The organism is Rhodococcus sp. YH1 (assembly GCF_009939605.1).
Classification (GTDB): Bacteria; Actinomycetota; Actinomycetes; order Mycobacteriales; family Mycobacteriaceae; genus Rhodococcus; species Rhodococcus aetherivorans.
Genome location: NZ_WVTE01000242.1, coordinates 1 through 24,742 on the forward strand (window position 1 = coordinate 1; position 24,742 = coordinate 24,742).

General features: G+C 69.6%; 21 protein-coding genes and 4 pseudogenes. 15 read left to right on the forward strand and 10 right to left on the reverse strand.

All coding sequences use genetic code 11. The features are described from left to right. Together AIIKEEIJ_RS22565 and AIIKEEIJ_RS22570 are read left to right on the forward strand one after the other, a co-directional pair. A pseudogene (locus AIIKEEIJ_RS22565) lies at positions 1-90 on the forward strand (rhodanese-like domain-containing protein); the annotation flags it as partial. A 154-nt stretch (positions 91-244) separates the two neighbouring features. Continuing rightward, positions 245-1,014: pseudogene (locus AIIKEEIJ_RS22570) on the forward strand (thioesterase family protein). A 36-nt stretch (positions 1,015-1,050) separates the two neighbouring features. Here the strand turns inward: AIIKEEIJ_RS22570 and AIIKEEIJ_RS22575 are convergent. Both AIIKEEIJ_RS22575 and AIIKEEIJ_RS22580 read right to left on the reverse strand, forming a co-directional pair. Next, positions 1,051-3,468: an ATP-binding cassette domain-containing protein gene (locus AIIKEEIJ_RS22575; RefSeq protein ID WP_443217118.1), complete on the reverse strand. Its 2,418-nt coding sequence runs from the start codon at positions 3,466-3,468 to the stop codon at positions 1,051-1,053. 56 nt (positions 3,469-3,524) lie between these two features. Then, positions 3,525-3,974, reverse strand: coding sequence for a helix-turn-helix transcriptional regulator (locus AIIKEEIJ_RS22580; protein WP_029546973.1), 450 nt, complete (start codon positions 3,972-3,974; stop codon positions 3,525-3,527). A 120-nt stretch (positions 3,975-4,094) separates the two neighbouring features. Here AIIKEEIJ_RS22580 and AIIKEEIJ_RS22585 point away from each other — a divergent pair, with 120 nt between their 5' ends. From AIIKEEIJ_RS22585 to AIIKEEIJ_RS22600, 4 genes are all read left to right on the forward strand, one after another. Further along, positions 4,095-4,505 (forward strand): VOC family protein, encoded by a 411-nt coding sequence (locus tag AIIKEEIJ_RS22585; RefSeq protein ID WP_050034359.1) that lies wholly within the window; start codon positions 4,095-4,097, stop codon positions 4,503-4,505. A gap of 139 nt (positions 4,506-4,644) precedes the next feature. Beyond that, the gene (locus AIIKEEIJ_RS22590; protein ID WP_102800187.1) at positions 4,645-5,166 is read left to right on the forward strand and encodes a helix-turn-helix transcriptional regulator; all 522 of its coding nucleotides are present in this window, start codon (positions 4,645-4,647) and stop codon (positions 5,164-5,166) included. A gap of 5 nt (positions 5,167-5,171) precedes the next feature. Continuing rightward, positions 5,172-5,840: a glyoxalase gene (locus AIIKEEIJ_RS22595; RefSeq protein ID WP_202917459.1), complete on the forward strand. Its 669-nt coding sequence runs from the start codon at positions 5,172-5,174 to the stop codon at positions 5,838-5,840. 34 nt (positions 5,841-5,874) lie between these two features. After that, positions 5,875-6,357 (forward strand): DUF1801 domain-containing protein, encoded by a 483-nt coding sequence (locus AIIKEEIJ_RS22600; RefSeq protein WP_161996611.1) that lies wholly within the window; start codon positions 5,875-5,877, stop codon positions 6,355-6,357. Positions 6,358-6,427: 70 nt separating this feature from the next. On the opposite strand, the gene AIIKEEIJ_RS22605 is transcribed toward AIIKEEIJ_RS22600, so the two are convergent. Both AIIKEEIJ_RS22605 and mihF read right to left on the reverse strand, forming a co-directional pair. Further along, complete coding sequence (locus AIIKEEIJ_RS22605; RefSeq protein ID WP_006944562.1) at positions 6,428-7,345, reverse strand: cation diffusion facilitator family transporter; 918 nt, start codon at positions 7,343-7,345, stop codon at positions 6,428-6,430. 119 nt (positions 7,346-7,464) lie between these two features. After that, a complete protein-coding gene (gene mihF / locus AIIKEEIJ_RS22610; RefSeq protein ID WP_161996612.1) occupies positions 7,465-7,782 on the reverse strand; it encodes an integration host factor, actinobacterial type in 318 nt (105 codons plus the stop codon). A 202-nt stretch (positions 7,783-7,984) separates the two neighbouring features. On the opposite strand from mihF, the gene AIIKEEIJ_RS22615 reads away from it, so the two are divergent. From AIIKEEIJ_RS22615 to AIIKEEIJ_RS22625, 3 genes are all read left to right on the forward strand, one after another. After that, positions 7,985-8,614: a TetR/AcrR family transcriptional regulator gene (locus tag AIIKEEIJ_RS22615; RefSeq protein ID WP_044476384.1), complete on the forward strand. Its 630-nt coding sequence runs from the start codon at positions 7,985-7,987 to the stop codon at positions 8,612-8,614. A 175-nt stretch (positions 8,615-8,789) separates the two neighbouring features. After that, the gene (locus AIIKEEIJ_RS22620) at positions 8,790-9,851 is read left to right on the forward strand and encodes a phosphotransferase family protein (RefSeq protein ID WP_043798781.1); all 1,062 of its coding nucleotides are present in this window, start codon (positions 8,790-8,792) and stop codon (positions 9,849-9,851) included. Between the two features lie 29 nt (positions 9,852-9,880). Continuing rightward, positions 9,881-11,110, forward strand: a complete 1,230-nt coding sequence (locus AIIKEEIJ_RS22625) for an acyl-CoA dehydrogenase family protein (RefSeq protein ID WP_161996613.1) — start codon at positions 9,881-9,883, stop codon at positions 11,108-11,110. Between the two features lie 397 nt (positions 11,111-11,507). Here AIIKEEIJ_RS22625 and AIIKEEIJ_RS22630 read toward each other — a convergent pair. Further along, positions 11,508-11,729: pseudogene (locus AIIKEEIJ_RS22630) on the reverse strand (STAS domain-containing protein); the annotation flags it as partial. Between AIIKEEIJ_RS22630 and AIIKEEIJ_RS34360 the strand changes: the two are divergent. Beyond that, a pseudogene (locus tag AIIKEEIJ_RS34360) lies at positions 11,725-11,934 on the forward strand (MerR family DNA-binding protein); the annotation flags it as partial. The pseudogenes AIIKEEIJ_RS22630 and AIIKEEIJ_RS34360 overlap by 5 nt on opposite strands. Positions 11,935-12,161: 227 nt before the next feature. Here AIIKEEIJ_RS34360 and AIIKEEIJ_RS22640 read toward each other — a convergent pair. The 3 genes from AIIKEEIJ_RS22640 to AIIKEEIJ_RS33220 form a co-directional block, all read right to left on the reverse strand. Beyond that, a complete protein-coding gene (locus tag AIIKEEIJ_RS22640; RefSeq protein WP_161996614.1) occupies positions 12,162-13,703 on the reverse strand; it encodes an AMP-binding protein in 1,542 nt (513 codons plus the stop codon). An 82-nt stretch (positions 13,704-13,785) separates the two neighbouring features. Next, positions 13,786-15,132, reverse strand: coding sequence for an MFS transporter (locus tag AIIKEEIJ_RS22645; RefSeq protein ID WP_006944551.1), 1,347 nt, complete (start codon positions 15,130-15,132; stop codon positions 13,786-13,788). Between the two features lie 467 nt (positions 15,133-15,599). Next, positions 15,600-16,082: an AEC family transporter gene (locus AIIKEEIJ_RS33220; protein WP_238406534.1), complete on the reverse strand. Its 483-nt coding sequence runs from the start codon at positions 16,080-16,082 to the stop codon at positions 15,600-15,602. Between the two features lie 467 nt (positions 16,083-16,549). Here AIIKEEIJ_RS33220 and AIIKEEIJ_RS22655 point away from each other — a divergent pair, with 467 nt between their 5' ends. Next, the gene (locus AIIKEEIJ_RS22655) at positions 16,550-17,077 is read left to right on the forward strand and encodes a CGNR zinc finger domain-containing protein (RefSeq protein ID WP_161996615.1); all 528 of its coding nucleotides are present in this window, start codon (positions 16,550-16,552) and stop codon (positions 17,075-17,077) included. 177 nt (positions 17,078-17,254) lie between these two features. Here AIIKEEIJ_RS22655 and AIIKEEIJ_RS33740 read toward each other — a convergent pair whose 3' ends face one another. Beyond that, entirely contained in the window at positions 17,255-17,377 is a 123-nt protein-coding gene (locus AIIKEEIJ_RS33740) for a hypothetical protein (protein WP_006944548.1), read from the reverse strand. A 34-nt stretch (positions 17,378-17,411) separates the two neighbouring features. After that, positions 17,412-18,191 (reverse strand): acetoin reductase, encoded by a 780-nt coding sequence (locus AIIKEEIJ_RS22660; RefSeq protein WP_006944547.1) that lies wholly within the window; start codon positions 18,189-18,191, stop codon positions 17,412-17,414. 139 nt (positions 18,192-18,330) lie between these two features. Here AIIKEEIJ_RS22660 and AIIKEEIJ_RS22665 point away from each other — a divergent pair, with 139 nt between their 5' ends. The 4 genes from AIIKEEIJ_RS22665 to AIIKEEIJ_RS22680 all read left to right on the forward strand — a co-directional run bounded on the left by AIIKEEIJ_RS22665 (position 18,331) and on the right by AIIKEEIJ_RS22680 (position 24,689). Then, positions 18,331-19,002, forward strand: a complete 672-nt coding sequence (locus tag AIIKEEIJ_RS22665) for an IclR family transcriptional regulator (protein ID WP_006944546.1) — start codon at positions 18,331-18,333, stop codon at positions 19,000-19,002. Positions 19,003-19,330: 328 nt separating this feature from the next. Further along, positions 19,331-20,758, forward strand: coding sequence for a rifampin monooxygenase (gene rox, locus AIIKEEIJ_RS22670; protein ID WP_050034366.1), 1,428 nt, complete (start codon positions 19,331-19,333; stop codon positions 20,756-20,758). Between the two features lie 245 nt (positions 20,759-21,003). Continuing rightward, positions 21,004-23,325 carry a cytochrome P450 gene (locus AIIKEEIJ_RS22675; RefSeq protein WP_161996616.1) on the forward strand — a complete coding sequence of 774 codons (2,322 nt, stop codon included), beginning with the start codon at positions 21,004-21,006 and terminating at the stop codon, positions 23,323-23,325. A gap of 26 nt (positions 23,326-23,351) precedes the next feature. Then, positions 23,352-24,689, forward strand: coding sequence for an MFS transporter (locus AIIKEEIJ_RS22680; RefSeq protein WP_006944540.1), 1,338 nt, complete (start codon positions 23,352-23,354; stop codon positions 24,687-24,689). The last annotated feature ends 53 nt before the right edge of the window (positions 24,690-24,742 follow it).

Genomic DNA, 24,742 nt, shown 5'->3' on the forward strand with positions numbered 1-24,742 from the left:
GCGTCGCTGCTGCGGGCGCAGGGCTTCGACAACGTCTCGGACCTGCTCGGCGGTTACAACGCCTGGGCCGAGGCCCACGTCCCCGCCTGATCCCGCACCGTCCGAAATACGCGGCAGCCCGCCCCCTGGCCGACCAGGGGGCGGGCTGCCGTCGCTCTGCGCCGCACCCGTCCGGTCCGAAGAGGGTCGTGATCGACTGGGATCATGCCCGGATGAGTCACCGACCCCGCGCAAGGAGCAGCAGATGACCTACTTCGAACGGATCGGTCCGGCCGCGTTCCGGCCGACCACCACGTCAGCGGTGCCTGGAACCCGCAGGAGCAGCACATCGCGCCCGCACTGGGTCTGCTGGTGCACGCCGTGGAATGCGACCGTGACGCACGCCGCGACGACGGACTGGTCGTCGGCCGCCTGTCCTACGACATCCTCGGCACCGTCCCGGTCGACACGGTCGAGACCACCGTCACCGTCCTGCGTCCCGGGCGCACCATCGAGCTCGTCGAGGCCGTCCTCGCCCACGACGGTCGCGCCGTCGTACGGCTGCGGGCCTGGCTCATGCAATCCCGCCCCACCCCCGCGCTGGAGGCGACGTCGCTGCCGCGGATCGACCCGCCCGACGCCATGGCTCCCTGGGACGCCTCGACGGTGTGGCCGGGCGGGTTCATCGCCTCCACCGAGATCCGCCGCATCCAGCTCGAGCCCGGCCGGGCGGCGTACTGGGTGCGCACGCCGCTGCCCCTCGTGCTCGACGAGAAGGTCAGCGCGCTGGCCGGTGCCGCGGGACTGTTCGACATCGCCAACGGCATGACCGTGCGCGTGTCCCCGAAAGACGTCGCCTTCCCCAACGTCGACCTCACCGCCCACCTGTTCACCGAACCCCGGGGCGACTGGCTCGGCTTCGACACCACCGTCTCCTTCGGTCCCGACGGCCTGGGGCTGACCAGCAGCGTCCTCCACGACACGCACGGCCCCGTCGGCACCGTGTCCCAGATCCTCACCGTCCGCCCCAACTGACGGCGAGGGCTGTCGCACCCGTGGGGCGAACTCGCCTCACGGTGTCCGCGACGGGCCCGGCCGGGCGCCGACATAGGCCGCGAGGTGCTCGCCTGTGAGGGTGGAGCGGGTGGTGACGAGGTCGGCGGGTGTGCCCTCGAAGACGATCCGGCCACCGTCGTGGCCGGCGCCGGGGCCGAGGTCGATGATCCAGTCGGCGTGCGCCATGACCGCCTGGTGGTGCTCGATGACGATGACGGACTTGCCGGAGTCGACGAGCCTGTCGAGCAGGCCGAGCAGTTGCTCGACGTCGGCGAGGTGGAGGCCGGTTGTCGGTTCGTCGAGGACGTAGACGCCGCCCTTCTCGGCCATCCGGGTGGCCAGCTTGAGTCGCTGCCGCTCACCGCCGGACAACGTGGTGAGCGGCTGGCCGAGGGTGACGTAGCCGAGCCCGACGTCGGCGAGCCGCTGCAGAATCTTGTGGGCCGCCGGGATCCGCGCCTCGCCGGCGCTGAAGAACTCCTCGGCCTCGGCCACCGGCATCGCGAGCACGTCGGCGATGCTCCGGCCGCCGAACGTGTACTCCAGCACCTCGGCCTGGAACCGCCTCCCCTCGCAGTCCTCGCAGGTGGATTCGACGGTGGCCATGACGCCCAGGTCGGTGTAGATGACTCCGGCGCCGTTGCAGGCGGGGCACGCGCCCTCGGAGTTGGCGCTGAACAACGCCGGCTTCACGCCGTTGGTCTTCGCGAACGCCTTCCGGATCGGGTCGAGCAGCCCGGTGTACGTCGCCGGGTTGCTCCGCCGCGAGCCCTTGATCGCCCCCTGGTCGACCGACACCACTCCGTCGCGCCCGGACACCGAACCGTCGATCAGCGAGCTCTTGCCCGAGCCCGCCACCCCGGTGAGGACGACCAGCACGCCGAGCGGAATGTCCACGTCGACGTCCTGCAGGTTGTGAGTGCCGGCGCCGCGCACTTCCAGCACACCCGACGGTGTCCGCACCGAGGGCTTCACCGACGCGCGGTCGTCCAGGTGCCGCCCGGTGAGCGTGCCACTGGCACGCAGCCCCTCGACGGTGCCCTCGAACACCACCTCGCCGCCCTCGGTGCCGGCGCGCGGTCCGAGGTCGACGACGTGGTCGGCGATCGCGATCGCCTCCGGCTTGTGCTCGACGACGAGCACCGTGTTGCCCTTGTCGCGCAGCTGCAGCAGCAGGTCGTTCATACGCGCGATGTCGTGCGGGTGCAGGCCGATGGTGGGTTCGTCGAACACGTACGTGACGTCGGTGAGCGAGGAACCGAGGTGGCGGATCATCTTGGTGCGTTGTGCCTCTCCCCCGGAGAGGGTGCCCGCCGGCCGGTCGAGTGAGAGGTACCCCAACCCGATCTCGGCGAACGAGTCGAGAAGGTGTTGCAGCCCGGTGAGCAGCGGGGCCACCGACGGTTCGTCGAGGCTCCGGACCCAGACGGCCAGGTCGCTGATCTGCATCGAGCAGACGTCGGCGATGTTCTTTCCCTTGATCTTCGACGACCGGGCCTCCTTGCCGAGCCGGGTGCCGTCGCACTCGGGGCAGGTGGAGAAGGTCACGGCCCGTTCCACGAACGCCCGGATATGCGGCTGCAGTGCGTCGACGTCCTTGGACAGCATCGACTTCTGGATCTTCGGGATCAGCCCCTCGTACGTCAGGTTGATCCCTTCGACCTTGATCTTGGTCGGCTCCTTGTACAGCAGGTCGTGCAGTTCCTTCCTGGTGTACTTGCGGATCGGTTTGTCCGGGTCGAAGAAGCCGCAGCCCCGGTAGATCCGGCCGTACCAGCCGTCCATGCTGTAGCCGGGGATCGTGAGCGCACCCTCGTTGAGCGACAGACCGTCGTCGTACAACGCGGACAGGTCGAAGTCGGTGACCGCGCCCATCCCCTCACAGCGCGGACACATGCCGCCGAGCCGGGTGAAGGTCGCCCTCTCGGTCTTCGTCTTGCCGGCGCCGCGTTCGACCGTGATCGCACCGCTGGCCTTCACCGAGGGGACGTTGAACGAGTACGCGTTGGGCGAGCCGATGTGCGGCTGCCCCAGCCGGCTGAAGAGGATGCGCAGCATCGCGTTTGCGTCGGTGGCGGTGCCGACGGTGGAGCGGGGGTTCGAGCCCATCCGCTCCTGGTCTACGATGATCGCGGTCGTCAATCCTTCGAGGACGTCGACCTCGGGCCGCGCCAGCGTCGGCATGAAACCCTGCACGAAGGCGCTGTAGGTCTCGTTGATCATCCGCTGCGACTCCGCGGCGATCGTGCCGAACACCAGAGAGCTCTTGCCCGAACCGGAGACGCCGGTGAACACCGTCAGCCGGCGCTTCGGGATCTCGACGCTGATGTCCTTGAGGTTGTTCACGCGCGCACCGTGCACGCGGATCAGATCGTGACTGTCCGCAACGTGCGGCGCAGACGACCGCGTGTCCGTCCTCGTGGCCATGCTCATGGTGTCTCCATCTGCCGGGAAGGGAAAGCTCGAGTCAATGGTGACGTCCATGGCGGTCAGGCTAGGTGCGGCTCGGTGACTCCCGCTTCTCGATTCCTGATCGGTCTGGTCACCGTCTTCGCGACGCACGACGGCATCCCCGCCGCCGTGCGCGCCGCCTGACGCCGATAGACGCTGGGCGGCACACCGACCAATTCGGTGAAGCGAGTGCTGAAGGTGCCCAGCGACGCGCAGCCGACCGCGAAACACACCTCGGTGACGCTGAGATCGCCGCGACGCAACAGCGCCATCGCGCGTTCGATGCGCCGCGTCATCAGGTACGCGTACGGCGACTCCCCGTACGCGGCCCGGAACTGGCGGCTGAGGTGCCCGGCCGACATGTGCACGCCACGGGCGAGCGCCTCGACGTCCAGCGGCTGCGCGTACTCCCGATCGATCCGGTCACGGACGCGGCGCAGCCGCGCGAGGTCACGCAGGTGCTGCGCGTCAGCGGGTCTGCTGGTCACCCACGCGATCGTGCCACGTCGCAGCGGAGTTGCCCAGCGCTGCCGACCGCCCCCCCACGAGGCCGGATCGATCAGGAATCGAGAAGCGCGGGACACGGAGCCGCTCCTAACCTGCTCGTCATGGATATCACCATTCACACGAGCTTCCTGCCGCACGACGACCCGGACGCGTCGCTCGCCTTCTACCGCGACGTCCTCGGCTTCGAGGTCCGCAGCGACGTGGGGCAGGGCAGGATGCGCTGGATCACGGTCGGCCCGGCCGGTCAGCCCGACACGTCGCTCCTCCTGGCGCCGCCGGCCGCCGACCCGGGCATCACCGACGACGAGCGCCGCACCATCTCGGAGATGATGGCGAAGGGCACCTACGGCTGGATCCTGCTGGCCACCCGGGACCTCGACGCCACATTCGAAAAGGTGCAGGCCGGCGACACCGAGGTCGTCCAGGAGCCGACCGAACAGCCGTACGGCATCCGCGACTGCGCCTTCCGCGACCCCGCGGGCAACATGGTCCGCATCCAGGAACTTCGCTGAGACGTACGGGCGTCGATGCGGCCGTGCCGGCCGGCACGGCGACCACCGGCAACAAGGGCGGCAGCGCACCGTCGCAGAGGTGCCCGCCCTGCCGACGGCCCACCAGGGCCGCGCGGAAGACGGAGAGGGGAGTGCTCTCATGTGTCGGCCCGAATGGCGGCGTGCACGCGCCGACGCGCAGCGCCGGACCGATCTCGCGCGGCTGCGCCGCGTTCGCGACCGGATCGATCGGGAGTACGCGCAGCCGCTGGACGTCGAGGCGCTCGCCCGTGGCGTGCACATGTCGGCCGGGCACCTCAGCCGCCAGTTCCGGGCCGCGTACGGCGAGTCGCCGTACGCGTACCTGATGACGCGGCGCATCGAACGCGCGATGGCGCTGTTGCGTCGCGGCGATCTCAGCGTCACCGAGGTGTGTTTCGCGGTCGGCTGCGCGTCGCTGGGCACGTTCACCACCCGCTTCACCGAGCTGGTCGGCATGCCGCCCGGCGTCTTCCGGCGCCTGGCGGCGGATGTTGCGTCCGGCCATGACGATGCTGCGGGTACGGCCCGCGATGCGGGCTCTGCGGTCATGACGGGCGGGATGCCGGCGTGTGTGGCGAAGCAGGTGGCACGACCGGTCAGGAATCGAGAAGCCCCGGCCTGCAAGCAGTCCCTAGCGTGATGGTCATGACAACCACCGCATCCGACACGTCCATCGCATCTGTCACCCTCGAGGTGGCCGACCCCGAGACCGCCCACCGCTTCTACACCGCCTTCGGCGTGGACACGTACCTACGCCTGCGGGCATCCGAGTCGCACTCCACCGGATTCCGTGGCTTCACCCTGGCGCTCACGGTGTCCCGGCCGGCCACCGTCGACAGCTTCCTCGGCGCCGCCGTGGACGCCGGCGCCACGGTGCTCAGACCCGCCGCGAAGTCGCTCTGGGGCTACGGCGGAGTCGTCCAGGCCCCGGACGGGACGATCTGGAAGGTCGCGACCTCGGCGAAGAAGGACACCGGCCCGGCCACCTCTGAGATCGACGAGATCGTCCTGCTGCTCGGTGTGGAGGACGTGAAGGCCAGCAAGCAGTTCTACGTCGGCCGGGGCCTGACCGTGGCCAAGAGCTTCGGCGGCAAGTATGCCCAGTTCACTGCCGGCGAGTCCAGCCCCGTCAAGCTGGCGCTGTACAAGCGTCGCGGCCTGGCCAAGGACCTCGGCGTCCCCGCCGACGGCACCGGCTCGCACCGCATCGTCCTCGGCAGCACGGCCGGCCCCTTCATCGACCCGGACGGATTCGTTTGGGAGGCTGCCACATCGCTCACCCCCGCGCCGCCCGCGGTGCCTGCACAGTCCTGACCTGCCTCATCCCTGTTGTGAGAGGAAACCTGCCATGCAGCAACCGAAGTCGTCCACCGAGAACTCCGGCGCGAGCACCGAGCAGTACCACGGATTCACCGCCGAGGAGCGGGCCGCGATGAAGGAGCACGCGCAGGAGCAGAAGAAGGCGGCGGCGCGGCGCGGTTCGCGGGCGGAGAAGGAGGCGGCAGCGGAGCGGGACGTGCTCGCGAAGATCGCCGAGATGCCGGAAGCGGACCGGGTCCTCGCCGAGCGGATCCACGACATCATCAAGACCGCCGCTCCGGACCTCGCGCCGAAGCTCTGGTACGGGATGCCCGCGTACGCCAGAAACGGCAAGGTCCTCTGCCACTTCCAGAGCGCGCAGAAGTTCGGGTCGAGGTATGCCACGCTCGGCTTCAGCGACGAGGCGGCGCTCGACGACGGCGCCATGTGGCCGATCGCCTACGCCCTGAAGGAGCTGACCGCAGCCCAAGAACAGCGCATCAGCGCGCTCGTGAAGAAGGCCGTGGGCTGAGGCCGTCGGTGCCGGCGTTGCGTTGAACCCGATCGAGCCGAGCCGACGACCGTGACGAGGCGGACCGGGGTCAGGCGTTGCCGGGCCCGGCGGTGGCCGGTTCCACGTGGATGAAGGTCTCGGTGTGCGGCAGCACCGCGTCGATGGCTGCCTCGATGCGGTCGGCCATGTCGTGGGCGGTCCGCACGGTCCAGTCGCCCGGAACGGTCACGACGACGAACACCTGGCGTTGCCGGCCCGATTCGACGGTGCGCAGCGGCGCGAACTCGACCGGGCACTCGGCGCGGAACCGGTCCAGCACGGCGTTGACCTGGTCCTGTTCGTGCTGGGGGAGGGCGGCGCTGAGCAGGCCGCTGACCGAGCCGCGAAGCAGCCGGTATCCGGTCCACAGGATGTTGACACCCACGACGAGGGCCACGATCGGATCCAAGGGTTCCCAGCCGGTGACGGTGACCAGCACGATGCCGACGATCACTCCGGCGGAGGTCCACACGTCGGTCAACAGGTGCTTGCCGTCCGCGACGAGTGTGATCGAGCGGTGCGTGCGACCCACGCGCTGCAGGGTGATCCCGACGGCCAGGTTGATCAGGGAGGCGACGGTCGTCAGGGCCAGCCCGAGCCCGGGCTGGACGAGCGGAATCGGACTGATCAGGCGTTCGATCGCGGTCCAGACGATCGCGGTGGCCGCGACGAAGATCATCGCACCCTCGACCAGGGCGGAGACGTACTCGGCCTTGCCGTGACCGAAGTGGTGGCTGGCGTCCGGGGGCCGGGCCGCCACCCGCAGTGCGATCAGCGCCACCACCGCGGCGACGAGGTTGACCCCGGATTCGAGGGCGTCGGAGAGGAACCCGACCGAGCCGGTTGCCCATGCGGCGCTCGCCTTGAGGACGATGGTGACCACGGCGGCGGCCAGCGAGAGCAGCATGAAGCGGAACAGCAGCCGATCCTGCCGCTGCCGCGATTCGGGCGTCGACGTCGTCCCCATCGGCTCCTCCCGGTCCGTCGGTCTCCTCGGTCGCGGAGCGCGCGGTCGGCGCAGAACGCGCCCGGGCAGGTGTTCCCACTTCGGGGCGCGGGAACACCTGCGTCGGGTCGGACGGTGCGTCAGGCGGCCGTCGTGGCGTCGAGCAGCGCCTGACGCTGGTTGGTGCCGAGGCCTCCGATGCGGCGGGTGTCCGGGATCGACAGCTGCTCGAGGAGCTTGGCGGCCTTGACCGCGCCGACGCCGGGCAGCGCCTTGATCAGGGCCGAGACCTTCGTCTTCTTCACGACCTCGTCGGTCTCCGCCTTGTCGAGCACGGCCGAGACGTCGAGCTCTCCGGCCTTGACGGCGGCGAGCAGCTCGCTGCGGGCCTTGCGCACTTCGGCGGCCTTGGCGAGTGCGGCGGTGCGCTGTTCGTCGGTGAGAACGGGTGCTGGCATGACGGCCCCCTGTGTTGTCCGATGGTGAGCGGCCCCGGGCGAGGCTGCCGCGGCTGATGCTGCCAGGTCGGACCGACAATTCGTCGTTCCGGCACGCGGGGACGGCAGATCCGCGGGGTTCGCGGTGCGGATCCGGCCGATCCCGGCCCGTGCCCTGCGACTACGCTGTCACCGGTTCACGACCGGCGGGACGGAGTTGACGATGTGCGCGGCGAAGGCGGCTACGGTCGGGACCGGCAACGGCCGGCAGGCGATCCTCGACTCGGCGATGCGGAACATGAACGAGCGCGGGTACCACGGCACCTCGATGCGCGACATCGCCCGGGACGCCGACATCACCGTCGCCTCGATCTACCACCACTTCAAGTCCAAGCAGGAGATTCTACAGGACATCATGACCCGGGCGCTGCACGATGCGATCGCCATGACCCGCGGGGCGTTGCTGCGGGCGGGGGGTTCGCCGGACGCGCAGCTGCAGGCGCTGGTGCGCGCGTGGGTCATGTTCCACACCACCCGGCAGCTCGATGCGCTGGTCGGTGCGACGGAACTGCGCAGCCTGAACGAGGCCGGCCGCCGGCTCGTCGTCGCGCTGCGTGACGAACAGGAGGGTCTGTTCCGCGACGTCGTCGAGCGGGGCGTCGAGGAGGGGGCCTTCGAGGTGGAGTTCCCGCGCGATGCGGTGCGCGGGATCATCAACATGGGCCAGTCGGTGTGCGCCTGGTGGCGGTCCGACGGGCCGCTGCGGCCGGAGGAGCTCGCGGACCGCTACGCGGATCTGGCCCTGGCGATGGTGCAGCACCGTCCCCGTCACGGCGGCCTCTCCGATTCCTAACGATTGATCGGCTGCCGCCTCTTCGGTGCTGCAGCATTTTCCTCTCGAATCGGCATTATCGCAGATGAATCCCCGTCCGTCGGTGACCGTGTTGACACCGAACGCTCGTTCGGCGACTCTGTAGGTCATCCGAACGATCGTTTGGCCGACAGGCCGACGCAGGAAGGAATCCGCGATGACTGCATCGCCTGCGGGCGCCGTCGCCGACCTCGATCTCGACGCGCTGACCGCCCACCTGCAGCGCGTACTCGGCGGTGAGGTCACCGGCGCGCTCACCGCCTCCCTCATCGGCGGTGGCCGCTCCAACCCCACCTACCGGCTCGCCGACGACGAGCACGCATGGGTGCTGCGCCGACCGCCGTACGGGCACGTGCTGCCCAGCGCGCACGACATGCGGCGCGAGTTCACCGTCATCAACGCCCTCGGTGGCACGTCCGTCCCCGTGCCCCGCGCGGTGCACCTGTGCGAGGACGAGAGCATCCTCGGCGCGAAGTTCTATCTGATGGAACTCGTCGACGGCGTGGCCGTCGGCACCGTCGAACAGGCCTCGGCCCTCACCGCCGACGAGCGTCGCCGCCTCGGGTTCTCGCTCGCCGACACCCTGGCCGCGCTGCACGACATCGACCCCGACGCCGTCGGGCTCGGCAGCTTCGGCCGTCCGGACGGCTACCTCGAGCGCCAGCTCGGCCGGTGGGCGAAGCAGTGGGAGGCCTCTCGCCGCGTCGACCGGCCCGAGGTGGCGGTGCTGCTCGACAAGCTCCGTCGCGCGCTGCCGCAGACCCGCCACCCCGGGATCGTCCACGGCGACGTCAAGCTCGACAACGTCCTCGCCGCGCCGCAGGATCGCGGACGCATCGCCGCCGTGCTCGACTGGGAGATGGCCACCCTCGGCGACACCCTCGCCGACGTGGGAATCATGCTGAGCTTCTGGGATGTTCCCGGTGCGGCATACAACCCCATCACCCGCGGCCTCGCCACCCTCGACGGATTCCCCACCCGCACGGAACTGCTCGAGCGCTACGCCGCCGCGCGCGGAATCGATCTCGCCGACATCGACTGGTACACCGTCTTCGCCGACTTCAAGATCGCCGTCATCCTCGAGGGCATCGGTGCCCGCCACGACCGGGGCGAGACGGTGGGGGAGGGGTTCGACGGCATCGCCGACATGGTCGGGCCGTTGCTCCGGCGCGCCCTCGATCTCGCTGCCACCTCGGCCCTTCCCGAACTGCGCCGCTAGGCGATCACTCCCTCAGAATCGGAGCAACAATGGATTTCGAATACAGCCCCAAGGTCCGCGAACTGCAGGACCGGCTCACCGGCTTCCTGCAGGAACGCATCCTGCCGGCCGAGCCGATCGCCGCGCAGCAGCTCGCGAGCAAGCCCGACTACTGGGGTGCCCCGCCGATCATGGCCGACCTCAAGGCTTCCGCCAAGCGGCAGGGGCTGTGGAACCTCTTCCTCCCCGAGGCGGGCGGGGCCGGCCTGACCAATCTCGAATACGCCCCGCTGGCCGAATTGACCGGATGGAGCCCGCATCTCGCCCCGGAGGCGCTCAACTGCGCCGCGCCGGACACCGGGAACATGGAGCTGCTCGCCCGCTACGGCACCGACGCCCAGAAGCAGCAGTGGCTCGGCCCCCTGCTGGAAGGTGAGATCCGGTCCTGCTTCTCGATGACCGAACCCGACGTCGCCAGCTCGGACGCGAGCAACGTCCGCCTCGAGATCGCCGACGACGGCGACGAGTGGGTGCTCACCGGACGCAAATGGTGGTCCACCGCCGCACTGCGGGAGGACTGCCGCGTCGCGATGGTCATGGGGGTCACCGATCCCGGCGCTCCGGCCGGATCCCGGCACTCCATCGTGCTGGTCCCGATGGAGACGCCGGGCCTGGACATCGTCCGCTCCACGTCCGTGCTCGGGTTCGACGACCGGCACGAGGGCGGGCACGGCGAGATCGTCTTCGACCGGGTGCGGGTGCCCAAGGCGAACCTGCTCGGCCCGCGCGGCAAGGGTTTCGCCGTCGCGCAGGCCCGCTTGGGCCCGGGCCGGATCCACCACTGCATGCGCCTGATCGGCATGGCCGAACGCGCCGTCGCGCTGATGACGGAGCGGGCGCGCACCCGCGTCGCATTCGGCAGGCCGCTGGCCGACGAAGGGGTCGTGCAGGCCACCGTCGCCGACGCACGCATCCAGGTGGATGCGGCCCGCCTGATGGTGCTGCGCGCCGCGTGGCGGATGGATGTCGAGGGCGCCAAGGCCGCCCGGCACGACATCGCCGCCGCCAAGGTCATGGTGCCGCTGACGGTGAAGAAGATCGTCGACGACGCCATCCAGATCTTCGGCGGTGCGGGCCTGTCCCAGGACACACCGCTCGCAATGCTGTACTCGCAGGCGCGGTTCCTGCAGATCGCCGACGGCCCCGATCAGGTGCACCGCCGGTCCCTCGCTCGCGCCGAGTTCGCCGCGACTCCGGCGCTGCGCGAGGTCCGCGGATAGGACCACACCCCACCGCGACGACGACGGCAGGGTGAGTGCGGGCGGCAGGGGGAGACGGCGAGCATCCACGCCGGAGTGTTCTCGTCGTGGCGGAGCCGCTCCTGCACGCCGTCGACATCCGGATTCGCGACGAGAACGACGGCCGCCCAATGCCGGGTGTGCAGGTGCCCCGAGGGATGTTCCGCCGGCGCGATCACCGGAGGTGTGCTGCTGGGTCTCGTGCCCGAACTGCTCCTGATCCCCCTGTTGGTGGGACTGCTGCCGGCGTCGGCGATCAAGGTCTGGTGCCACGCCGGAGACGGTCCGGGGTGCCCTTGCTCGACGGTGCACCGCCACGCCGAAAACACCCCGGAACGCAGAGGCGCCCGCATGGACGAGGCGAGCACACCGGCAGCTGGTGACCTTCGCCGAGGCGTCCGGAGAGCCGGTCGAGGCGTTCGAGGCCGGCGCCGTCGAGGCCGACGATCTCGACGCTCTTACCTTTGTTGGCGTACTTGTGTCGGATCGCGTCGAGGGCGGCCACGGTGGAGGCGTCCCAGATGTCGGCGCCGGTCAGGTCGATGACGACGTTGCGCGGGTCGCCCACGTAGTCGAACTGGTAGATCAGGTCGTTGGAGGACGTGCAGCGCCTGCTGGTGATCCGGCGGATGAAACCGCTCGGGTTCACCCTCGACGAGATGCGCGCGTTGCTCGCCGCTCTCGATCGGATCGCCGCTGCCGCGACCTCCGGGCAGGGGGCCGCCGACGCACGCGGCGTGCTGGCGGAGTTCCATCGGCGGGCCGAGGACAGTTGCGCTCGTCTGCGCACGCAGCTCGCGTACGCGGCGGTCACCGGGATGCCGTGCAGTGGGCGGCCGCCGACACGTTCGGCTGTAGCGGCTACTGCGGGCGGCAGTGGAGCGAACTGGAACCGCTGCTGCGGCCGGGACGGCTGCGGGCTGCCGAACCGGCGAGGACGCACCCGCGAACCGACGACGATTCGGCCTGCCGCGTTCGCAACGAGCGGCAGGCCGAGTCGTTTTCGTCGTCAGCCGGGTTTCCCGGCCCGGCGTCACACCGGTGTGTCGACGAAGCGCTCCTTCAGCTTGCGCTTGACCAGCTTGCCGGTCGGTGTCCGGGGCATGTCGTCACTGAACACGATCCGGCGCGGGAGCTTGTACTTGGCGAGGCGACCGCGGAGGTGGTCGGCCAGTTCGGCGGTGAGCGCGTCGTCGCCGTCGAAGCCGGGGGCCGGTTGGATCACCGCGGTGACGATCTCGCCCATCTCGGCATCGGGCACCCCGATCACGCCGGCGTCGAGGACCTTGGGGTGCTCGACGAGCGCGTTCTCGATCTCCTGCGGGTAGATGTTGACTCCGCCGGAGATGATCATGAACGAATCACGGTCGGTGAGGAACAGATACCCGTCCTCGTCCAGGTAACCGACGTCGCCGGTCGTCGTCCACGCCGGGTGGTGCGGGTGCTGGGCGTCGCGGGTCTTCTCCGGTGCGTTGTGGTACTCGAACGGCAGCAGGTCGCGTTCGAAATAGATCGTGCCGATCTGCCCCGCCGGCAGTTCTTCGCCGTTCTCGCCGCAGATGTGGACGACGCCGAGCGCGGCCCGGCCCACCGTGCCGGGTTTGCGCAGCCATTCCTCCGTGTCGACGAGGGTGAGGCCGTTGAGTTCGGTGGAGGAGTAGTACTCCGACAGGATCGGGCCCCACCACGCGATCATCTGCCGCTTGACCTCGACCGGGCAGGGGGCCGCGGCGTGCACGGCGACCTGCAGGCTGGACACGTCGTAGCGGGAGCGCACGTCCTCCGGCAGTTTGAGCATGCGCACGAACATGGTGGGCACCCACTGGCTGTAGGTGACCCGGTACCGCTCGATGTATTCGAGGGCCTTCTCGGGGTCGAAGCGGCCCATCACGACGACCGTGCCGCCGAGGGCCTGCACCGCGGCGCAGGTGCGCAACGGTGCCGCGTGGTACAGCGGTGCGGGGGACAGGTACACCGTCTCCGGATTTGCGCCCCACACCGAGGCGTTCATGGCGGTCATCGTGTCACCGGGTTCGTGAACCTGGCGGTCGGGCAGCGCGGGCTTGATGCCCTTGGGGCGGCCCGTGGTGCCGGACGAGTAGAGCATGTCCGCCCCCCGGGGCTGATCGGCGGGCGCGGCATCCGACTCGGCGGCCGCGGCCGCGTCCAGGTCGGCGTATCCGGGGAGCGTGCCACCGAAGGCGAGCCGGTGTTCGGTGTTCGGCAGCAGAGTGGGAAGCACCCGGGCGATCTCCTCCAGCGCGGCGTCGACGAGCACGGCCTTCGCGCCGCAGTCGTCGACGATGTAGGCGGCCTCGCCGGGAGTGAGATGCCAGTTCACCATCGTGACGTAGAGGCCCGACCGCATTGCCGCCCAGTAGATGTCGAACACCCGGGGAGTGTTGGTGGCGAGCACCGCGACGTGGTCTCCGCGGCGCAGTCCCAGCGTGCGGAGGTGGCGGGCGATGCGGATCGAGTTGGCTTCGAGCTCGGCGAAGGTGACCGTCCGGCCGGTGTCGGCCATGATCACGGCCGGCTTGTGCGCAGTGGTGTCGAGGTAGGCACCGGGATACATGGGGTCTCCAGTGTTCGTTCGGGCGGAGAGTCAGTGGCGCCCGGGAGGGCAGTGGCGCCGAAGGGGCAGTGGCGCCGGGAGGTCAGGCGCGACGACGGGCGAGGGCCACCAGGCAGGCGAGGGCGAGGACCGAGAGCGCCGCGATGAGCAGCCCCACGCGCCAGAGGTTGGCGACCTCCCCGTTGATCAGCGCGACCATCGCCATGGGCGCCATGCCGCCGAGGATCGCTGCCGCCTGGTACCCCAGGGACGCTCCGGAGTAGCGGATCTCCGGGGGGAAGAGTTCGGCGAACAGGGCGGCCTGCGGCCCGGTCTGGAACGACATCACCACGCAGGAGACGATCAGCGCGACGGCCAGCGGCCAGATGTCCTCCGACGAGGACGCCCCGATGAGCAGCCACATCGGCACGGCCCACAGGCCCATGCCGACGATGCCGATGCCGTAGATCAGCTTGCGGCCGTAGCGGTCCGACAGGTAGGCGGTCAGCGGCACCATCGGCACGAGTACACCCGCGGCGATCAGGATGATCGCCAGCACGTCCGAACGGGTGATGCCGAGGTTGGTCGTGGCCACCTGCACCGAGCCGGTGATGGTGATGTAGAACATCACGATGCCGACGAGATAGGTGCCGCCGGCCATGAGCACGGTGCCGCTGTTGTGCCGGAGGACTTCGAGGACCGGGGAACGCCGCTGGGCCGGCGCGGCCGCGAGCTTGGCCTCCACCTGCTGGAACTCGGGGGTCTCCTCGAGGTAGCGGTGGATGGCGAAGGCGACGAACAGCATGAACAGGCTGATCCAGAACGGCACGCGCCAGCCCCACGAGGTGAACGCCTCGGGCGAGACCGCCCACGCCACCGCCAGGAAGACCGCGTTCCCCATCACCACGCCGATCGGGATGCCGAGCTGGGCGAAGCTTCCGTAGAAGCCGCGGCGATGGGCCGGGGCGTACTCGGTGGCCAGCAGGACCGCGCCGCCCCACTGCGCCCCGACCGCCAGTCCCTGGCAGATGCGCAGCAGGACGAGCATCGCGGGGGCGAGCCAGGTGATCGACGTGTTCGGCACGAAGCCGATCAGGGTGGTCGCGACACCCATGAGCAGGATGGCGGTCACGAGTACCGGCTTGCGCCCGTACTTGTCGCCGAAGTGGCCCGAGACGATCCCGCCGATGGGGCGGGCGACGAAGCCGACCGCGACGGTGGCGAACGAATTGAGCGCGGCCACGACCTCGCTGCCGGTGGCGAAGAACGTCTTGTTGAACACGAGCGCCGCGGCGGTGGCATAGATGAAGAAGTCGTACCACTCGAGGGAGGTCGACACCGCGGCAGCGAACGCGGCCTTGCGGGCCGCCCGGCGCGAGTGCGGCGGGGCGGCGGGTGGCGGAGAGCTGGGCGCCGTCTCCTGCGCCTGTGGAACCGAGGGGGTGGCCATGGCTGCCCTTCCTGCGAACGTGTGTAGCCAATCGATCGTTCGGTTAGCAGTCGATAAGTTATGTGACGCGCCGCACAAAGTCAAACGCACGCCGAGGGTGAGGTCGGCCTCGTGGGGACCTGCGGGCGAGGGGCCCGTGGGACCAGCCGTCCTCGAGCGTGGGTCGTTCACCGCCTGGAGCTGGTCGGATAGCAATGTGTGGTGCTGGAGACGTGGTGTATACGACTGCTCCTGTGCGTGCGGGCAGGAACGCCTGTCAGGCGGGGCGGGGGCGCCGTCGGGGCTGAGCTCTCTGCGTAATCGTCCGAGTTTCGAGCCGACCGACTGTTTACTCGGCCTGCATGGATGCGTCGGCCGGGGCGGCGCGGCGAGATGTCTCGGCGTCGGCGGTCGCTGTGCGGGCGAGGTCGCTTCCCGGTGGTGCATCACGCCGTTGTCGTCGCGGGTCAGGTCGGTGTGGTCATGGGTCAGGTCGCTGTGGTCAGGTGAAGGATCAGGGGCAGAGTTACTACGGACAGGAATGTCTGCGCTCCGGGGATGGACGCCATCAGTTGCGAGTCGCCGCCCATACGCCTGGCGAGAATGTACGCCGAGGGCGCGGTGGGGACGGCGCAGATGAGCACGACGGCGGTCAGGGCTGCGGCGGTCAATCCCAGTGCACTTGCGAGGGCGGCGGCCGACAGAGGAAGGGCGACCAGTTTGATCGTCGACGCGATGGTGATGTCGAGGCCGTCGCGGAGCCGCACCCGAAGGGTGATCGCCGCCCCTGCCACGAGTGTGCCGGTGACAAGTGCGGGTTCTGCCAACATCTCCACCGGTACCGCAATCGCCGGGGGCAATCCGATGCCGGTGAGGTTGAGCGTCAGGCCCGCAACGCATCCCAGAATCAAGGGATTTGGTGCCCAGGTGGCGCCACGTACTCGACATTGCAGCCGCGTGATCGCGGGCACCGTAGAACGACAGCGCGGTGACCGACACGACGTTGACCAACGGAACCATCACCGATGCCGCGAGTGCGAAGGCGGCTACTCCGCCGGTGCCTTCGAGCGCCGAGGCGAACACCAGCCCTATGTAGGTGTTGATGCGGATGCTTCCTTGCACCAGCGACGTGAGCTGCGGTCCTTCGGCCCGTAGTGGTCGACGAAGGGCGACGAGCAACACGGACACAGCCAGGACGGGGATGGACAAACTGAGAAGCAACGGGACCGGCGATACCTCCCGCAACGGGGTCCGGGCGATCGATTCGACGAACAGCGCAGGCGTGAACACGTGGTAGCTCAGCCACTCCATCCCGCGCCAGAAGCCGGCGTCGGTGACGACACGGCGACGGAGGACTGCGCCCAGGGCGAGGATGAGAACGATGGGGAGAACGGCGGTGGTGACCAGGTGCACGCGACCACCGTGGTGCAATCGGTCAGTGCAGTTCAACCATGACAACATGACCGGTGCGCTGCTGGCCGCGGACCTCGTGAACCTCGGGGAGAGGGGCGTGTGGACCGTCCCGGAGGTCCAGGCCGTGTTTCGCGAGCACGTGATCCGGTGGTCGGATGTCGACAAGAGCGACATGCCGGCGCTGCGTCGGTGGACGACCCGGCTCCGGGCGGTGTTCGTGGCGCCGGACGAGGAGCAACGCTGCCGGTCGATCAACGCCCTCCTGCTCGACGGGGTAGCCAGCGTGTATCTCACCACGCACGACAACCACCGTCCTCATCTGCATTTCACGCCGGACGAGAACGACCTCGTCGGGCGTGTGATGGCGGTCACCGCGGGTGGGCTCGCGATCTTCACCGTCGAGGCCGAGGGGGGTCGTCTGGGCGCGTGCGCGAACGCGGAATGCGTTCGAGTGTTCGTCGACACCAGCCGCAACGGCCGCCGGGCGTATTGCAGTGCCCGTTGCGGCAATGCGGACGCGGTACGCCGCCACCGAGCCAGGAAGTCCCACTGAGTGCCCGTGCACGACTGCATCGTCACGCAATCGATCAACGCAGTACAGGCCTTACACGCCAACTTTCGGGCCCGACGGGGAACGTCGGGCCGTCCTGGCGAACCTGTGGGGGCGAGGGGCAGCGAGGGTGGACGAACGATGCCGAGGTCCGCCGTTGCTCGAGTCCGGCTGCGCCCCTCAGTCGGTGTGGCCCGCGAGTTGCTCGGAGAGGGCGAACAGTTCGGGGGAGTACTTCGGCGCCATCACATGGTCGAGGAACACGAGCAGGGGAACCGCCAGTGTCCGTACCGCCCTGCTCAACAAGGGAGTCTCCTTCCGGTGCAGCGGGTTCGGCTCACCGGTAGACCAGGCCGCCGTCGATCAACCCGGACTGGCCGGTCATGTAGTCGGAGTCCGGGCCGGCCAGGTAGGAGACGTAGGCCGCGACGTCCTCCGGCGTCTGCGCGCGGCCGAGCGCGATGCCGCCGACGAACTTCTCGAACGTCGCTCCCTTCGGTGCCCCGGTCAATGCCGCGAAGCGTTCGTCGATGGTGACCCACATGTCGGTGCCGACGACGCCGGGACAGTAGGCATTGACGGTGATTCCGTCGGACGCGTATTCCTTGGCCGCGGCCTGGGTGAGCGCCCGTACGGCGAACTTGGTTGCGGAGTACACCCCGAGCATCGCGAAGCCCTCGTGGCCGGCGATCGAGGACGCATTGACGATCTTGCCGCCGTGCCCGCGCTCGCGGAACTTGGCGGCGGCGATCTGAATGCCCCAGAGGACGCCTTCGACGTTGACCGCCATGATCCGGGACACCTCCTCCGGTGTCACGTCGGCGATGGGGTTCACCTGTGCGATGCCGGCGTTGTTGACGATGATGTCGAACCCGCCCAGTTCGGTCTCCGTCCGGTCGACGGCGGCTCGGATCTGCTCGCGGTCGGTCACGTCCGCAACGACGGAGATCGCCTTCGAGCCGGCGGCCCGCACCTCGTCCTCGACCGCGGCGAGCTTGCCGCCGTCGACGTCGAGCAGTGCGATGTCCGCACCGTCCGTCGCCAGCCGCAGCGCGATCGCCCGTCCGATGCCCTGCCCGGCGCCGGTGACCAGCGCGACCTTGCCTTCGATGCTCATACCGGCTCCCGTCCATAGTGACCTGTGTCACTCGAAGGGAACCAGTGCGGCGGGGGGTGCTCAAGCGTTGCAATGCGCTGCATCGGGGGTGGCGCCCGCGCCGGTAGGGTCGGATCCGGCACGACGGACGGAGGAACCCATGAGCACGCTGCAGACCCTCGATCGTGGTCTGCGCGCGCTCGACATCATCTCCCGTTCGCCCGCCGGTATCACGGTCGCGGACCTCGCCAAGGAACTCGGGATCGCGCGGGCGATCTCCTACCGGATCGTCGCAACGCTCGAATCGCACTCGCTGGTGGTGCGGGCCGACGACGGCCGGATCCGGCTCGGCGCCGGTGCCGCCGTCCTTGCGTCGCGGTTCGTGCCCCAGTTTCAGCATGCGGCCGGTCCGGTGCTGCACGACCTGGCCGAGCGCACGCAGGCGACGGCTTTCGTGTCCGCCGCGCAGGGGGACGAGTGCATCGTCATCCTCGTCGCGGAGCCGGAAGGGGCGCTCCTGCACGTGGGATACCGGGTGGGCAACCGGCACCCGCTCGACCGCGGGGCGGCGGGGATCGCGATCCTCGCGCTGCGACCCGAGGACGCGCGGGACCCCGAAGCGGTGAAGCAGGCCCGGGCGCTCGGCTACAGCGTCACGCGCGGACAGCTCGAGCGCGGCGCCGTGGGCGTCGCCGCCGGGGTGCGCGCGCCGCGGGGGGCCGGCCTCGAGTGCAGCGTCGGGGTGGTGGCCATCGCCGGTCTCGACGTCGATGCCGCGGCCCTCGCGGTCGGTGACGCGGCGGCACGGCTGAGCGCTCTGCTCACCGACTGACACTCCCATCGCCGTTCGCCCGGACGTCGGCTCGGGATGGACGGAACTGTGGTCGGCGCCGAGAAGGCAAAGGCAAGAAGGTCATCGGCTCCTTGCCACTTTCAACATATAGCGCGCGGGGGGCCTTGCCGCAAGACCCCGGTGGTGCTGCAGAATCGCCAGCCGAAGCCGGAACCTGCGGAAACGGGAGATTCGCGAGGTGGGCGTCCAACCGCCGGTAGGACTCGGGTGGTTGCGGGCACCCGGCGCCCGGGTGCGGGTGTGCGGGCCCGCCGGACTGCGTGGAGCAGCCGGCCGAAATATGACGGTGTCGAACGGGGGATTTTTCATGATCGATGTGATCGTTACCGGCGGCGGGCCGACCGGTTTGATGCTGGCCGCCGAGTTGCGGCTGCACGGCGTGCACACGCTCGTGCTCGAGAAGGCGACGGAGCCGACCGCGCAGTCCCGCGGACAGGGCCTGCACGCGCGCAGCGTCGAGATGATGGACCAACGCGGCCTGCTGGACCGGTTTCTCGCGGTCAGTGAGAAGTTCCGGGTCGGCGGTCTCTTCGGCGGCATCATGAAGCCGTGGCCGGACCGGGTGGACACGGCGCACCCGTACGGCCTCGCCACTCCGCAGCCGGTCACCGAACGGCTGCTCAACGAGCACGCCCTCGAACTCGGCGCCGAGATCCGGCGCGGCTGCGAACTGGTCGGGCTGAGCCAGGACGACCACGGGGTGAGCGCCGAGCTGGCCGACGGTACCCGGCTGCGCTCGCGCTACCTCGTCGGCTGCGACGGCGGCCGCAGCACGGTGCGCAAGCTGCTCGGCGTCGGTTTCCCCGGCGAGCCCAGCAAGGTCGAGACGCTGCTCGGTGAGATGGAGCTGACCGAGGACCCGGCGACGGTGGCCGCCGTGGTCGCGGAAGTCCACAAGACCCATCTGCGGTTCGGCGCCGTACCCCTCGGGGACGGGGCGTACCGCGTCATCGTGCCCGCCGACGGGGTGGCCGAGGACCGGGCGGCCGCACCGACCCTCGACGAGTTCACCCAGCAGCTGCGGGCGATCGCCGGCACCGACTTCGGCGCGCACTCGCCGCGCTGGCTCTCCCGGTTCGGCGACGCCACCCGGCAGGCCGAGCGCTACCGGGTCGGGCGGGTGCTGCTGGCCGGCGACGCGGCACACATCCATCCGCCGACCGGCGGGCAGGGACTCAACCTCGGCATCCAGGACGCGTTCAACCTCGGCTGGAAACTGGCCGCCGAAGTGGGCGGCTGGGCTCCGGAGGGACTGCTGGACAGCTACCACGCCGAACGGCACCCGGTGGGCGCCCGCGTGCTCGAGAACACCCGCGCGCAGATCACGCTGATGGGAACCGATCCGGGTGTGATCGCGCTGCGGGAACTGTTCTCGAAGCTGATGGACTTCGAGGAGGTGAACCGGTACGTCACCGAGATGATCACCGCGGTCGGGGTCCGCTACGACTTCGGCGAGGGCCACGACCTGCTCGGCCGGCGGATGCGGGACGTGGGGCTGAAGCAGGGTCGCCTCTACGAACTGATGCACGGCGGCCGCGGACTGCTCCTCGACCAGACCGGACGGCTTTCCGTGGCGGGCTGGGCCGACCGGGTCGACCACGTCGTCGACGTCAGCGAGGAACTGGACGTGCCCGCGGTGCTGCTGCGGCCCGACGGCCACGTGGCGTGGGCCGGTGACGATCAACAGGATCTGCTCGGCCGGCTGACCCAGTGGTTCGGCGCTGCCGCCGGCTGAGCGCGCGGAGGTGCTCGAAGGGGCAGGACCTGCCTCGGGTACCGGCTCGTGACGTCCGGTCCTGATGCTCGGTGGCGGCGGCCGCGCGGGTGCCGGGGAGTCCTGCGGACGTGGGCCCGGCTGCTGTGACCGCGGATCCCACTTGACCTCTCCTGTGACGCCGCTTACTCTGCTGCATGTCCGTATATAGGACGAAACTGTTCGATAAAAGTAACAGTGCTGTTGGAGAGGTTTTCGGTGTCAGCATGAGTGCATCAGTTCCGGCGTCGGCGCCGGCGTGTCCCGTCGACCACGCGGCCCTGGCGGGCGGCTGCCCGGTGTCGGCGAACGCCGCGGCGTTCGATCCGTTCGGTTCCGCGTACCAGACCGATCCGGCCGAGTCGCTGCGCTGGTCCCGCGACGAGGAGCCGGTGTTCTACAGCCCCGAACTCGGCTACTGGGTCGTCACCCGGTACGAGGATGTGAAGGCGGTGTTCCGCGACAACATCCTGTTCTCGCCGGCGATCGCGCTGGAGAAGATCACTCCCGTCTCGGCGGAGGCCACCGCCACCCTCGCCCGGTACGACTACGCCATGGCCCGGACCCTCGTGAACGAGGACGAGCCCGCCCACATGCCGCGCCGCCGCGCGCTCATGGATCCGTTCACCCCGAAGGAACTGGCGCACCACGAGGGGATGGTGCGACGGCTCACGCGCGAATACGTCGACCGCTTCGTCGAATCCGGCAAGGCCGACCTGGTGGACGAGATGCTGTGGGAGGTTCCGCTCACCGTCGCCCTGCACTTCCTCGGCGTGCCGGAGGAGGACATGGCGACGATGCGCAAGTACTCGATCGCGCACACCGTGAACACCTGGGGCCGCCCCGCGCCCGAGGAGCAGGTGGCCGTCGTCGAGGCGGTCGGCAGGTTCTGGCAGTACGCGGGCACGGTGCTCGAGAAGATGCGGCAGGACCCGTCGGGACACGGCTGGATGCCCTACGGGATCCGCAAGCAGCGGGAGATGCCGGACGTCGTCACCGACTCCTACCTGCACTCGATGATGATGGCCGGCATCGTCGCCGCGCACGAGACCACGGCCAACGCGTCCGCGAACGCGTTCAAGCTGCTGCTCGAGAACCGCGCGGTGTGGGAGGAGATCTGCGCGGATCCGTCGCTGATCCCCAACGCCGTCGAGGAGTGCCTGCGCCACTCCGGGTCCGTGGCGGCGTGGCGACGGGTGGCCACCGCCGACACCCGCATCGGCGACGTCGACATCCCCGCCGGCGCCAAGCTGCTCGTCGTCAACGCGTCCGCCAACCACGACGAGCGCCACTTCGAGCGCCCCGACGAGTTCGACATCCGGCGCCCGAACTCGAGCGACCATCTCACCTTCGGGTACGGCAGCCACCAGTGCATGGGCAAGAACCTGGCCCGCATGGAGATGCAGATCTTCCTCGAGGAACTCACCACGCGGCTTCCCCACATGGAACTCGTACCCGAGCAGGAATTCACCTACCTGCCGAATACGTCCTTCCGCGGACCCGACCACGTGTGGGTGCAGTGGGATCCGCAGGCGAATCCCGAGCGCACCGATCCTGCTGTGCTGCACCGGCATCAACCGGTCACCATCGGAGAACCCGCCGCCCGGGCGGTGTCCCGCACCGTCACCGTCGAGCGCCTGGACCGGATCGCCGACGACGTGCTGCGCCTCGTCCTGCGCGACGCCGGCGGAAAGACATTGCCCACGTGGACTCCCGGCGCCCATATCGACCTCGACCTCGGCGCGCTGTCGCGCCAGTACTCCCTGTGCGGCGCGCCCGATGCGCCGAGCTACGAGATCGCCGTGCACCTGGATCCCGAGAGCCGCGGCGGTTCGCGCTACATCCACGAACAGCTCGAGGTGGGAAGCTCGCTCCGGATGCGCGGCCCTCGGAACCATTTCGCGCTCGACCCCGGCGCCGAGCACTACGTGTTCGTCGCCGGCGGCATCGGCATCACCCCAGTCCTGGCCATGGCCGACCACGCCCGCGCCCGGGGGTGGAGCTACGAACTGCACTACTGCGGCCGAAACCGTTCCGGCATGGCCTATCTCGAGCGTGTCGCCGGGCACGGTGACCGGGCCGCCCTGCACGTGTCCGAGGAAGGCACCCGGATCGACCTCGCCGCCCTCCTCGCCGAGCCCGCCCCCGGCGTCCAGATCTACGCGTGCGGGCCCGGGCGGCTGCTCGCCGGACTCGAGGACGCGAGCCGGAACTGGCCCGACGGGGCGCTGCACGTCGAGCACTTCACCTCGTCCCTCGCGGCGCTCGATCCGGACGTCGAGCACGCCTTCGACCTCGAACTGCGTGACTCGGGGCTGACCGTGCGGGTCGAACCCACCCAGACCGTCCTCGACGCGTTGCGCGCCAACAACATCGACGTGTCCAGCGACTGCGAGGAAGGCCTCTGCGGCTCGTGCGAGGTCGCCGTCCTCGACGGCGAGGTCGACCACCGCGACACGGTGCTGACCAAGGCCGAGCGGGCGGCGAACCGGCAGATGATGACCTGCTGCTCGCGTGCTTGTGGCGACCGGCTGGCCCTGCGACTCTGAATCACCGACCTTCGAAAGGATCCGTCATGGGATCTACGCTCGACCCGATCGCCGTGCGCACCGCGCCCACCGCGCCGGACGTGCCACGCAGCAGCTTCAAACGGGTCCTCACCGGAAGCATGGCCGGTGCCGTGCTCGAGTGGTACGACTTCGCGATCTACGGCATTCTCGCCGCCACCGTCCTCGGCCCGCTGTTCTTCCCCGGATCCGACGGCATCACCAAGTTGCTTCTCGCCCTTGCCACCCAGGGCCTCGGCTTCATCGCCCGGCCGCTCGGCGGCATCGTCTTCGGCCATCTCGGCGACCGGTTCGGCCGCAAGCCGATGCTCGTGATCACCTTCGTGATGCTGGGCACCGCCACCGCGTCGATCGGGCTGCTGCCGACCTACGAGCAGATCGGCATCTGGGCCACCGTCCTGCTCGTCGCGCTGCGCATGATCCAGGGCTTCGCGCTCGGCGGTGAATTCGGCGCGGCCGTGCTGCTGGTGAGCGAGTACGGCGAGCCGAAGCGCCGCGGCTTCTGGGCGTCCTGGCCGCAGGCGGGCGCACCGTCGGGCACCGTGCTTGCCGCCGTGGTCGTCTCGGCCCTGGTGTTCCTGCTCCCGGCCGACTCGTTCGACGCATGGGGCTGGCGGATCGCGTTCCTGTTCGCGATTCCGCTCCTGATCATCGGCTTCTGGATCCGGCACGGCGTCGAGGAGTCCCCGGTGTTCCGGGCGGCGCAGGCCTCCGCGGCCGGCCGCACCGAGTCCCGGTCGAGCATCGTCGAGGCGCTGTCCCGTCCGCGCCCGGTGCTGCTCGGCATCGGCATGCGGCTCGGCGAGAACATCGCCTTCTACGTCTACACCGTCTTCGTCATCGCGTACGCCACCACCTACCACGGCTTCGCGCGGGGCGAGGTGATACTGGCCGTGACCTTCGCGTCGGTGTTCCAGTTCGTCGGCATGATCGGTGGCGGCCGGTGGTCCGACCGGGTCGGCCGCCGCATCGCGATGCTGGTGCCCGCCGTGGTGCTCGTGGTGTGGGCGCCCGTCTTCTTCTGGCTCGTGCAGATGCAGAGCGTGCCGCTGCTGTGGGTGGGTGTGTGCGTCGGTGCCTTCTTCCACGGTGCTCTCGCCGGCCCGGAGGCGGCCTGGATCACCGAACTGTTCCCGACCCGCTACCGGTACGCCGGCTCGTCGCTCGTGTTCCAGGGGTCGTCCATCATCGCCGGCGCGCCCGCGCCCTTCATCGCCGTCTGGCTCATCGACCGCTTCGGCGTCGGGACCGTCATCGCGTACCTGGTGGTGACCATGATGATCACCGTCGTCGCGGTGCTGAGCAGCCGCGAGACCAAGGGCATCGATCTCGACCGCATCGAGTGACCGGACACCGTTGCCGGGCGGCCGTGACGCCGCCCGGCAACGGCCGTCCCGGT